This window comes from Pseudomonas sp. 1D4, assembly GCF_001728925.1.
GTDB classification, from domain to species: Bacteria; Pseudomonadota; Gammaproteobacteria; order Pseudomonadales; family Pseudomonadaceae; genus Metapseudomonas; species Metapseudomonas otitidis.
Genome location: NZ_LXJQ01000010.1, coordinates 122,926 through 135,083 on the forward strand (window position 1 = coordinate 122,926; position 12,158 = coordinate 135,083).

Below are 12,158 nucleotides of genomic sequence, written 5' to 3' on the forward strand. Positions count from 1 at the left end.
CATGCGCCTATCGCCCATCAACCGCCGTCGCTTCGAGCGCTTCAAGGCCAACAAACGTGGCTGGTGGTCCCTCTGGCTGTTCCTCGCGCTGTTCGTCCTCAGCCTGGGTGCGGAGCTGATCGCCAACGACAAGCCCCTGGCCATCCGCTACGACGGTGAGTGGTACTTCCCCGCCTTCAAGCGCTACCCGGAAACCACCTTCGGCGGCGAGTTTCCGCTGGAAGCCAACTACCGCAGCCCGTACATGAAGGAACTGATCGCCGCGCGCGACGGCGAGATGTACTGGCCGCCGATCCCCTTCAGCTACGGCACCATCAACTACGACCTGAAGGTCCCCGCTCCCGCGCCGCCGTCCGCCGAAAACCTGCTGGGCACCGACGACCAGGCCCGCGATGTGCTCGCCCGGGTCATCTACGGCTTCCGCGTTTCGGTACTGTTCGCCCTGACCCTGACCCTGCTGAGCGCGGTGATCGGCGTTACCGCGGGTGCCCTGCAGGGCTTCTACGGCGGCTGGGTGGACCTGGCCGGGCAGCGCTTCCTGGAGATCTGGTCCGGGCTGCCGGTGCTCTACCTGCTGATCATCCTGGCCAGCTTCGTGCAGCCGAACTTCTGGTGGTTGCTGGGCATCATGCTGCTGTTCTCCTGGATGAGCCTGGTGGACGTGGTGCGCGCCGAGTTCCTCCGCGGCCGCAACCTGGAATACGTGCGCGCTGCGCGGGCGCTCGGCATGCAGAACGGCGCGATCATGTTCCGCCACATTCTGCCCAATGCCATGGTCTCCACCATGACCTTCCTGCCCTTCATCCTCACCGGCGCCATCGGCACCCTGACGGCACTGGACTTCCTCGGCTTCGGTCTGCCCCCGGGCGCACCGTCCCTGGGTGAGCTGGTGTCCCAGGGCAAGTCCAACCTGCAGGCGCCCTGGCTGGGCATCAGCGCGTTCGCCGTGCTGGGCCTGATGCTGACGCTGCTGGTGTTCATCGGCGAAGCCGCCCGCGATGCCTTCGACCCGAGGAAGTGAGATGAGCGAGAACCTGATCGAAATCCGCGACCTCTCCGTCGCCTTCAGTGCCGGCAAAACAACACAGACGGTGGTGGAAGGGGTGAGCTTTGATATCTGCAAGGGCGAAACCCTGGCCCTGGTGGGCGAGAGTGGCTCCGGCAAGTCGGTAACGGCGCACTCCATCCTGCGCCTACTCCCCTACCCGCTCGCCAGCCACCCGAGCGGGCATATCCGCTATAACGGCGACGACCTGCTCAAGCTCCCGGAGGCGCGCATGCGCGGCATCCGTGGCAATCGCATCGCCATGGTGTTCCAGGAGCCGATGACCTCACTGAACCCGCTGCACTGCATCGAGAAGCAGATCAACGAGGTACTGGCCCTGCACAAGGGCCTGACCGGCAAGGCGGCCACCCGACGGACCCTGGAGCTGCTGGAGCTGGTCGGCATTCCCGAGCCGGCGAAACGCCTGCGCGCCCTCCCCCACGAGCTGTCGGGCGGGCAGCGCCAGCGGGTGATGATCGCCATGGCCCTGGCCAACGAGCCGGAACTGCTGATTGCCGACGAGCCCACCACCGCCCTCGATGTGACCGTGCAACTGAAGATCCTCGATCTGCTCAAAGACCTCCAGGCACGCCTGGGTATGGCGATGCTGATCATCAGCCACGACCTCAACCTGGTGCGTCGGGTGGCCCATCGGGTGTGTGTGATGCAGCGCGGCCGCATCGTCGAGCAGTCCGACTGCCAGACGCTGTTCAAGGCCCCCCAGCACCCCTACACCTGCGAGCTGCTGGCAGCCGAGCCCAGTGGCGGCCCGGTGCCCGCCACTGAGGGGCCGACCATGCTGGAAGTGGACGACCTCAAGGTATGGTTCCCGATCCGCAAGGGCCTGCTGCGCCGGACCGTGGATCACGTGAAGGCGGTGGACGGCATCGGCTTCACCCTGCGCCAGGGGCAGACCCTGGGCATTGTCGGCGAGAGCGGCTCCGGCAAGTCGACGCTGGGCCTGGCCATCCTCCGCTTACTAGGCAGCCAGGGCGCGATCCGTTTCCAGGGACAGGCTCTCGAGGGGCTCTCGCAGAAGGAAGTACGTCCGCTGCGCCGGCAGATGCAGGTGGTGTTCCAGGACCCCTTCGGCAGCCTCAGCCCACGCATGTGCGTGGGCCAGATTGTCGGTGAGGGGCTGCGCATCCACGGCATCGGCAGCGAAGCCGAGCAGGAAGTTGCAATCATCGAAGCCCTGCGCGAGGTGGGGCTCGACCCGGAGTCGCGCCACCGCTACCCCCATGAATTCTCCGGCGGCCAGCGCCAGCGCATCGCCATCGCCCGCGCCTTGGTGCTCAAGCCTGCATTGATCCTGCTGGACGAGCCCACTTCAGCACTGGACCGCACCGTGCAGCGCCAGGTGGTCGACCTGCTGCGCAACCTACAGGCCAAGTACAACCTGACCTACCTGTTCATCAGCCACGACCTCGCCGTAGTGCGTGCCCTCAGCCATCACCTGATGGTGGTCAAGCACGGCCAGGTGGTGGAGCAAGGACCGGCAGAAGCCATCTTCTCTGCCCCCCAACACAGCTACACCCGGCAACTGCTGGAAGCCGCCTTCCTGGCCCCGTCTACCGCTCACTGAATCCAGGAGAACAGCCACATGGGATTCCTCACCGGCAAGCGCGTCCTCATCGTCGGGGTAGCCAGCAAGCTGTCCATCGCCTCGGGCATCGCCGCTGCCATGCACCGGGAAGGCGCCGAGCTGGCCTTCACCTACCAGAACGACAAACTGCGTAGTCGGGTCGAGGAACTCGCCCGAGAGTGGGGCTCCGGCCCGGACCTATGCTTCCCGTGCGACGTCACCCACGACGAAGAGATTGCCGCTGTGTTCGAGGCGCTGGGCAAGCGCTGGGATGGTCTGGACGTGATTGTCCATTCCGTGGGCTTCGCCCCCGGCGACCAACTGGATGGCGACTTCACCGAGGTCATCAGCCGCGACGGTTTCCGCATCGCCCACGACATCAGCGCCTACAGCTTCATCGCCCTGGCCAAGGCTGGCCGCGCGCTGATGAAAGGCCGCCAGGGCAGCCTGCTCACCCTCTCCTACCTCGGCGCCGAGCGCACACTGCCCAACTACAACGTGATGGGCATGGCCAAGGCGAGCCTTGAGGCCGGCGTCCGTTACCTGGCCAGCAGCCTGGGCGCGGAAGGTACCCGGGTGAACGCCATCTCCGCAGGCCCGATCCGCACCCTGGCAGCCTCGGGCATCAAACACTTCCGCAAGATGCTGGCGGAAAACGAGCGCCAGACGCCCCTGCGCCGCAACGTGACCATCGAGGAAGTGGGCAATGCGGCGGCCTTCCTCTGTTCAGACCTGGCCTCGGGTATAAGTGGCGAGATCCTCTACGTGGACGGCGGCTTCAACACCACTGCCATGGGGCCAATTGAAGACTGATCCCCCACTGCCGAACTGAGCCGCCCTGTGCGGGCTTTTCATTTCCTGCGGGAAAAAAAACCGCCCGAAGGCGGTTTCTTCATCAACCAACACCGATCAGTAACGCTCGATCTTCGCGTCGGCTTCCAGCTGGCGACGGTAGGCCGCGAAATCCTGCTGGCCACTGCGGGACGCCAGGAAGCGGCTGTACATGGCCTTGTCTTGCTCAGACAGGGTCTCGTCGGGCTGGCTGACACCGTTCAGGCGCACCAGTACATAGTCACCGTTCTTCAGCGCCACGGAGGTAAAGCTGGGCTTGTCGGCAGCAGCCGGCTTGGGCATGCGGAACACGGCCTGCAGCAGGGAAGGATCGACACCCTCCTGGCCACGGGTGGCGGCTTCCACCACGTTCCAGGTCTGGCCGTCCTGGGCCTGGTCAACCGGGGTCTTGCCTTCGCGCAGGCTGGCCAGCAGGGCATCGCCCTTGGCCTTGACGGCCTCGGTGGCTTTCTCCTGCTGGAGGTGCTGGCGAATGCTGTCCTGCACGGAAGCCAGCTCAAGCTGCTCGGGCTTCTTGTGCTCCTTCACGCGCAGGGCGACGACGGTTTCCGGGTCCAGCTCAATGGCCGAGCTGTTGGCGCCGTCTTCCAGCACTTCGGTGCTGAAGGCGGCCTGCAGGACCTGGCGATTGGCAGCAAGGCCTTCACCACCTTCACGACCGAAGGGGGCGCTGATCTTCACTTCAAGCCCCAGCTCCTGTGCCGGCTGGCTCAGGTCGGAGGCTTCGAAGGCGGAGTCCTCCAACTGCTTGGTCACTTCGACGAAACGCTGCTCAACGCGTTGCGCCTTGAGGTCGCGCTCCATCTTGTCCTTCAGGCTGGCAAAGCTGGGCACCTCCGGCGCCTGAACGGCCAGCAGTTTGATCAGGTGAAGGCCGTAGGGCGTGCGCACCGGTGCGGAGACCTCGCCTTGCTTGAGGGCGTAGAGGGCATCCTCGAAGGCAGGCTCGTAGACTCCACGGCCGGCAAAGCCGAGATCACCACCGTTGGTAGCCGAACCAGGGTCCTCGGAGAACTCCTTGGCCAGGGCAGCGAAATCTTCACCCTTGTTCAAGCGCTGCTTGATCTCGTCGATCTTCGCCTTGGCCTGTTCCTCGGTCTGCTTGTCGTTGACCTCTACCAGGATATGAGCGGCGTCACGCTGCTCGGACAGGTTGGAGATTTCCTTCTCGTACTGGGCCTTGAGCTCGTCATCGCTCACAGAGACTTGGCTGAAGAACGCATCCTTCTTCAGCTCGACGTACTCCAGCACGACCTGCTCTGAGCTCATGAACTGGGCCTTGTGCTCGTCGTAGTAGGCCTTGATCTCGTCATCACTGACTTGAGTCGCCTTGAGGTCGGCTTTGAAGGTCAGGGTGGCGAAATCGCGGGTCTGCTTCTCCAGGCGGGCAAAGGCACGAACCTCGTCTTCGGTCACGAAGCCGCTCCCGGCAAGGCCAGCACGCAGTTGGCCGATGAGCATCTCGCGCTCCAGCTCCTGGCGGTACTGCAGGCGGGTGTAGCCCATCTGGCGCAGGACCATGTCGAAGCGGTCTGCACTGAACTTGCCGTTGTCCTGGAACTCGGGCGTCTGGACGATCAGTTGGTCGATCGCCTGCTGTGAAAACGCAAAATGCGCGCTCTTGGCGCCCTGCAGCAGCAGGCTGCGGTCGATCAGCCCCTTGAGGGCCGCTTCACGCAGCAGCTTGTCATCCAGCATGGAGGCATCGAAATCCTTACCAAGCTGCTGTATCAACTGGCGACGCTGCATGTCCACGGCTTGCGACAGTTGGTTCTGGGAGATTTCCTCACCATTGACCTCGGCCGCCGTCTGACGATGGCTGGTGGCATTGAAAATGGCATCGAAACCGGTCAGCGCCAGCAGAGCGATGATGACGCCGATGATGGTCTTGGCAATCCACCCCTGTGAATTGTCCCTGATGTTCTGCAGCATGGTTCCCCCAGAAACGACTGTACTGACTCAAACAGCCGTGCAGAGCGGGTAAAAGTTGGGTCCGGATAAAAGAAAGGCGCATCCGAGGATGCGCCTTCTCTTAACTGTCGGGGTAGCCGGAGGGTTGCCCCTCGGCAGGCTGACTGCCTTGCTTCCCCGAGCCGCCTCCGAGCTAGTCCGGAAGCGGATGGGCAAAGCCAGAGGGACGCTTAGTTGACGGCGTCTTTCAGAGCTTTACCAGCCTTGAAACCGGGGATCTTGGCAGCGTCGATCTTGATCGGCTTGCCAGTCTGCGGGTTGCGGCCAGTGCGAGCAGCGCGCTCTTTGACAGCGAAGGTACCGAAACCTACCAGCACCACGGAATCACCAGCCTTCAGAGCGCCAGTGACGGATTCGATCACTGCGTCCAGCGCACGGCCAGCGACAGCTTTCGGGATATCAGCGGATGCGGCGATGGCATCAATCAGTTCCGACTTGTTCACTCTTAAGTCCCCTTATATCTGTTGAGTTTGTTTCTTAGTTCTTCGGTGTAAGCAAAGCGGGTGCTGGATGGCCTGCTGACACATAGGAGCCGCTTTATAACAAGGGCTCGAAAAATGTGTCAAGAAAGCCCCCCGGCTAATGCGTGCTGATTCGCTCCTTGGAATCAGGCTCGCGCTTTTCATCCTTTGCAACCATCTCGGGAGCCGCATCGGGCAAGGGCTCCGGCGCGTATTGCAGCGCAATTTGCAGGACCTCGTCAATCCATTTAACGGGTTTAATATTCAGATCCTGCTTGATGTTTTCAGGGATTTCTTTCAAATCACGGACGTTTTCTTCGGGAATGATCACAGTTTTGATACCGCCCCGATGAGCCGCCAGCAATTTCTCTTTCAAACCTCCGATTGCAAGCACTTGGCCACGCAGGGTGATTTCCCCTGTCATGGCGACATCAGCACGCACAGGGATTTGCGTCATGGCCGACACAAGGGCTGTACACATGCCGATGCCCGCACTGGGGCCGTCCTTCGGTGTAGCCCCCTCGGGCATGTGGATATGGATGTCACGCTTCTCATGGAAATCAGCCGGAATGCCGAGGCTCTTCGCGCGACTACGCACCACGGTAAGTGCGGCGGTAATGGACTCCACCATCACATCCCCCAGCGAACCGGTCTTGGTGAGCTGCCCCTTGCCCGGAACGACCGCAGCCTCGATGGTCAGTAACTCACCACCGACCTGAGTCCACGCCAAGCCTGTCACTTGGCCGATCTGGTCCTGTAGCTCAGCCAGCCCGTAGCGGAATTTGCGCACGCCAAGGAAGTGCTCCAGCGAGTCGGCAGTCACTATCACACTGAAACGCTTCTCACGGGCGTGTTCCTTAACAGCCTTGCGACACACCTTGGCGATCTGACGCTCCAGGCTACGCACACCGGCCTCTCGGGTGTAATAGCGGATGATGTCGCGGATCGCGGCCTCCTCGAATGCCAACTCGCCTTTCTTCAAGCCGTTGGCCTGGGTCTGCTTCGGAGCGAGGTACTTGGTGGCGATGTTTACCTTCTCGTCCTCGGTATAGCCAGGGAGACGGATCACCTCCATGCGATCCAGCAGCGGCGCCGGAATGTTCATGGAGTTCGCGGTGCAGAGGAACATCACATCCGAAAGGTCGTAGTCGACCTCAAGATAATGGTCGTTGAAATTGTGATTCTGCTCCGGGTCAAGGACCTCAAGCAGCGCAGAAGCCGGGTCGCCGCGCATGTCGCTGCCCATCTTGTCGATCTCGTCGAGCAGGAAGAGCGGGTTGCGAACCCCAACCTTGGTCATCTTCTGGATGAGACGGCCCGGCATGGAGCCGATATAGGTACGGCGGTGACCACGAATCTCGGCTTCGTCACGCACGCCACCCAGCGCCATGCGGATGAATTTGCGGTTGGTAGCACGCGCGATGGACTCTGCCAACGAAGTCTTGCCCACGCCAGGCGGACCAACCAGACAAAGGACAGGGCCTTTCACTTTCTTGACACGCTTTTGCACAGCGAGGTATTCGAGAATCCGCTCCTTGACCTCTTCCAGGCCATAGTGATCGGCATCCAGGATCTCCTCGGCCTTGACCAGATCCAGGCGAACCTTGCTCTCAGCCTTCCACGGCACGTTCACCAGCCAGTCGATGTAGGAACGAACGACCGTGGCTTCCGCCGACATGGGCGACATCTGCTTGAGCTTGTTCAACTCAGCGTTGGCCTTGGTGAGGGCTTCCTTGGTAAGGCCTGCGTTTTCGATGCGCTTCTTTAGCTCTTCGATTTCGTTATGGCCTTCGTCGATGTCGCCAAGCTCTTTCTGAATGGCCTTCATCTGCTCATTCAGGTAGTACTCGCGCTGGCTGCGCTCCATCTGCTTCTTGACGCGCCCACGGATACGCTTTTCAACCTGCAACAGGTCAATCTCGGCATCCAGAAGCGCCAGCACATGCTCAACACGCTCAGAGAGATCGGTGATCTCGAGGATCTCCTGCTTCTGCTCGATCTTGAGGGCCATGTGCGCTGCCATGGTGTCCACCAGGCGACCGGGCTCATCAATGCTGTTCAGCGAGGAAAGCACCTCGGCGGGTACTTTCTTGCCCAGCTGCACGTACTGTTCGAACTGGCTGAGCAGGCTGCGAACGAATACCTCGGACTCACGCTCACCCGCGTCAACCTCGTCGATCAGAGCAACCTCGGCCCGGCAATGACCGTCCACTTCGAAGAAGCGCTCGATAGCACCACGCTGCTCACCCTCAACCAGAACCTTGACAGTGCCGTCAGGCAGCTTGAGCAGTTGGAGGACGGTCGCGACCGTACCGACGCGGTACAGTGCATCCTCGCCCGGATCATCGTCCGCCGGGTTCCTCTGCGCCAACAGAAGAATTTGCTTGTCCCCGGTCATCGCGGCCTCCAGGGCCTCGATGGATTTCTCACGCCCCACGAAAAGCGGGATGACCATGTGCGGATAGACCACGACATCACGCAATGGCAGGAGAGGCAATTCTACGGTTGTCTTCATGATTTCAGCTCTACAGCGGCCATGGGCCGTTAACAGATAGGGTGACCCTGAAGGCCTAAGATGGGGGCACGTATGGGAAAAAACAAGCGCTGTAGTGGGAAAGACAAAGGGGCCCGAAGGCCCCTTTGATGATCACGCGTCGGGCGCAGCTTTCGCCGGCTGCTCACTGTTCTCGTAGATCAGCAGCGGCTTGGAAGCTCCATCGATGACACTTTCATCGATGACCACCTTGCTGACCTCGTTCTGCGAGGGAATTTCGTACATGGTATCGAGCAGTACGCCTTCGAGGATAGAGCGCAGGCCCCGGGCACCGGTTTTGCGCTCAAGCGCACGACGGGCTACCGCCTTGAGTGCATCCGGACGGAACTCCAGATCCACCCCTTCCATTTCGAAGAGCTTGCCGTACTGCTTGGTCAGGGCATTCTTCGGTTCGGTGAGAATCTGGATCAAGGCAGCCTCGTCGAGCTCGTCCAAGGTGGCGATCACCGGCAGACGCCCTACGAATTCAGGGATAAGGCCAAACTTGACCAGATCTTCCGGCTCCGCGTCGCGCAGGGTCTCCCCCACCTTCTTGCCCAAGTCAACACTACGAACCTCTGCATTGAAGCCAATGCCGCCACGAGCAGAACGATTCTGGATGACCTTCTCCAACCCAGCGAATGCGCCACCGCAGATGAAGAGGATGTTGCGGGTGTCCACCTGCAGGAACTCCTGCTGGGGGTGCTTGCGACCACCTTGCGGCGGTACAGACGCGACGGTGCCCTCGATCAGCTTCAGCAACGCCTGCTGCACACCCTCACCCGACACATCACGAGTAATGGAAGGGTTATCGGACTTGCGGGAAATCTTGTCGATCTCGTCGATGTAGACAATGCCCATCTGGGCCTTCTCCACATCGTAATCGCACTTCTGCAGCAGCTTCTGAATGATGTTCTCGACATCCTCTCCGACATAGCCTGCCTCGGTCAGCGTGGTGGCATCGGCGATGGTGAAGGGAACATTCAACAAACGAGCGAGCGTTTCAGCCAGTAGCGTCTTACCGGAGCCCGTGGGACCGATGAGGAGGATATTGCTCTTGCCGAGCTCGATATCATCCTTCTTGTCACGCTGGTTGAGACGCTTGTAGTGGTTGTAGACGGCGACCGCGAGAACCTTCTTCGCACGCTCCTGACCAATCACGTACTGATCCAGGATGGTGCGGATTTCCTTGGGCGCCGGTAGCTTGTGCGCATTGCTCTCGGCCTGGGCTTCCTGCACCTCCTCACGGATGATGTCGTTGCACAGGTCGACGCACTCGTCGCAGATAAAGACGGAAGGGCCGGCAATCAACTTGCGCACTTCGTGCTGGCTTTTGCCGCAGAAGGAGCAATAAAGCAGTTTGCCGTTGTCCTCGCCATTGCGGGTGTCAGTCATTCGATCAATCCAGTCGGGATAGGCATGAAACACAAGATGAAGGCAAATGCGGGCATTTTCAAGCCCGCGAAGTGGCCGGCGGGGGCCGGCCACGGTGCTGCGGATGGTGTTAGCTGGCGATCTGACGCTTGCTGAGGACCTGATCGATCAGACCGTATTTGACGGCCTCATCGCCACTCATGAAGTTGTCGCGATCAGTGTCACGCGCGATCACATCGATCGGTTGTCCGGTGTGATCGGCAAGGATCTTGTTCAGACGCTCACGGATGGTGAGGATCTCACGCGCATGGATCTCGATGTCCGAAGCCTGCCCCTGGAAACCACCCAGAGGCTGGTGGATCATCATGCGCGAATGCGGCAGGCAGTAACGCTTGCCAGCCGCACCGCCCGCCAGGAGCAATGCGCCCATGCTGCAGGCTTGGCCGATGCAGATAGTGGAAACATCAGGCTTGATGAACTGCATGGTGTCGTAGATCGACATACCTGCAGTCACCGAACCGCCTGGGGAGTTGATATAGAGGTGGATGTCCTTGTCTGGGTTCTCGGCTTCGAGGAAGAGCAACTGGGCAACCACCAGATTGGCCATGTAATCCTCAACCTGACCCACCAGGAAGATCACCCGCTCCTTCAACAGACGGGAATAGATGTCGTAGGCACGCTCGCCACGGGCAGACTGCTCCACCACCATCGGCACCAGGCCGCCAGCAGCCTGGATATCAGGGACTTGTTGCTGCATATAAGAATTGCGGGACATGTCCAGCGATCACTCCCTAACTAATGTCATGTCTCAAAGACGCATAAGCCAGCTCGGAGGCTGGCTTATGGTGTGCTCGAACGAGGCGAAACGATCAGGCGGCTTGCGGAGCTTCTACCGGCTTGACTGCATCTTCGTAGGAGACCGCTTTGTCAGTCACGTTGGCCTTCTGCAGGACAGTATCTACAACTTGTTCTTCCAGCACAACCGAACGGACTTCGTTCAGTTGCTGGTCGTTCTTGTAGTACCAAGCCACTACCTGCTCGGGCTCTTGGTAGGCAGAAGCCATTTCCTCGATCAGCTCGCGAACGCGGGCATCGTCCGGTTTCAGCTCGAACTGCTTGACCACTTCAGCCACGATCAGTCCCAGGACAACGCGGCGCTTGGCTTGCTCTTCGAAGAGCTCGGCCGGCAGTTGATCAGGGTTGATGTTGCCGCCGAATTGCTGAACAGCCTGAACGCGCAGACGACTCACTTCGTTGCCGATCAACGCCTTGGGCACTTCGATCGGGTTGGCAGCCAGCAGGCCGTCCATCACCTGATTTTTCACCTTGGACTTGATGGCCTGACGCAGCTCACGCTCCATGTTCTTGCGAACTTCGGCGCGGAAGCCCTCAAGACCACCTTCCTTGATGCCGAACAGCGCGAAGAACTCGTCGTTCAGCTCCGGCAGGATGGGAGCGGAGACGCTGTTCACGGTCACGGTGAACTCGGCAGTCTTACCGGCCAGATCCAGGTTCTGGTAGTCCTCGGGGAAGGTCGGGTTGATGACGCGCTCTTCGCCCGCCTTGACGCCAAGCAGGGCATCTTCGAAGCCCGGGATCATGCGGCCGGAGCCCAGTACCAGACTGGTGCCCTTGGCAGAACCGCCAGCGAAGGCTTCGCCGTCGATCTTGCCGACGAAATCGATGTTCAGCTGATCGCCATTCTCGGCAGCACGATCCACAGCCTCGAAGCGGGTGTTCTGCTTGCGCAGGATTTCCAGCATGTTGTCCACGTCCGCGTCGCCGACTTCAGCCTGCAGGCGCTCGACAGCGATGGACTCGAGACCAGCAACCTGGAACTCCGGGAACACTTCGAAGGTGGCAATGAACTCGAGGTCCTTGCCCTTCTCGAACACTTTCGGCTCGACAGAAGGCTGACCAGCCGGGTTCAGCTTCTGCTCAACCACAGCCTCATAGAAGGAAGACTGGATCAGGTCACCCAGGACTTCCTGGCGAGCAGCGTCTTCGTAACGCTGACGGATGACGCTCATGGGCACCTTGCCCGGACGGAAGCCAGCGACCTTGGCGCGGCGAGCAGTCTGCTGAAGACGCTTGTTGACTTCAGTCTCGATCCGCTCGGCCGGCACACCAACGGTCATACGGCGCTCGAGAGCGGAGGTGCTTTCAACAGAAACTTGCATGGATATTCCTCGTTGCAGACATTTGCCGGCCGGACCGGCCCCATAATCAAGGGTCGGCATTCTATTAGAGGAAAATGCAGAAGTCACCCCGCCAACCCATCGCGCTTCGCGCCCATGCCTACAAGAGCCGACACCGCTGGATTCGTACCTTATATAA

The 12,158-nt window shown here is 60.6% G+C and carries 9 protein-coding genes; 3 read left to right on the forward strand and 6 right to left on the reverse strand.

The genetic code is table 11. From position 1 onward, the window contains the following. Nucleotide 1: 1 nt before the first annotated feature. Genes A7D27_RS07990 through fabI form a run of 3 tightly spaced genes read left to right on the forward strand, consistent with a single transcriptional unit; the run spans nucleotide 2 to nucleotide 3,443 of the window. Nucleotides 2-1,021, forward strand: a complete 1,020-nt coding sequence (locus tag A7D27_RS07990) for an ABC transporter permease (protein WP_069560308.1) — start codon at nucleotides 2-4, stop codon at nucleotides 1,019-1,021. Between the two features lies 1 nt (nucleotide 1,022). Then, nucleotides 1,023-2,630 carry an ABC transporter ATP-binding protein gene (locus A7D27_RS07995; RefSeq protein ID WP_069564563.1) on the forward strand — a complete coding sequence of 536 codons (1,608 nt, stop codon included), beginning with the start codon at nucleotides 1,023-1,025 and terminating at the stop codon, nucleotides 2,628-2,630. Nucleotides 2,631-2,648: 18 nt separating this feature from the next. Then, complete coding sequence (gene fabI / locus A7D27_RS08000) at nucleotides 2,649-3,443, forward strand: enoyl-ACP reductase FabI (protein WP_069564564.1); 795 nt, start codon at nucleotides 2,649-2,651, stop codon at nucleotides 3,441-3,443. A 96-nt stretch (nucleotides 3,444-3,539) separates the two neighbouring features. On the opposite strand, the gene A7D27_RS08005 is transcribed toward fabI, so the two are convergent. The 6 genes from A7D27_RS08005 to tig form a co-directional block, all read right to left on the reverse strand. Then, on the reverse strand, nucleotides 3,540-5,414 hold the full coding sequence (locus tag A7D27_RS08005; RefSeq protein WP_069564565.1) for a SurA N-terminal domain-containing protein: 1,875 nt from the start codon (nucleotides 5,412-5,414) through the stop codon (nucleotides 3,540-3,542). 209 nt (nucleotides 5,415-5,623) lie between these two features. Next, nucleotides 5,624-5,896, reverse strand: coding sequence for an HU family DNA-binding protein (locus tag A7D27_RS08010; RefSeq protein WP_004422505.1), 273 nt, complete (start codon nucleotides 5,894-5,896; stop codon nucleotides 5,624-5,626). Nucleotides 5,897-6,032: 136 nt separating this feature from the next. After that, nucleotides 6,033-8,429, reverse strand: coding sequence for an endopeptidase La (gene lon / locus A7D27_RS08015; protein ID WP_069564566.1), 2,397 nt, complete (start codon nucleotides 8,427-8,429; stop codon nucleotides 6,033-6,035). 132 nt (nucleotides 8,430-8,561) lie between these two features. Next, the gene (clpX, locus tag A7D27_RS08020) at nucleotides 8,562-9,842 is read right to left on the reverse strand and encodes an ATP-dependent Clp protease ATP-binding subunit ClpX (RefSeq protein WP_069560303.1); all 1,281 of its coding nucleotides are present in this window, start codon (nucleotides 9,840-9,842) and stop codon (nucleotides 8,562-8,564) included. Nucleotides 9,843-9,951: 109 nt separating this feature from the next. Next, complete coding sequence (gene clpP / locus A7D27_RS08025; RefSeq protein ID WP_069560302.1) at nucleotides 9,952-10,596, reverse strand: ATP-dependent Clp endopeptidase proteolytic subunit ClpP; 645 nt, start codon at nucleotides 10,594-10,596, stop codon at nucleotides 9,952-9,954. Between the two features lie 94 nt (nucleotides 10,597-10,690). After that, the gene (gene tig, locus A7D27_RS08030) at nucleotides 10,691-12,001 is read right to left on the reverse strand and encodes a trigger factor (protein WP_069560301.1); all 1,311 of its coding nucleotides are present in this window, start codon (nucleotides 11,999-12,001) and stop codon (nucleotides 10,691-10,693) included. Between the last annotated feature and the right edge of the window lie 157 nt (nucleotides 12,002-12,158).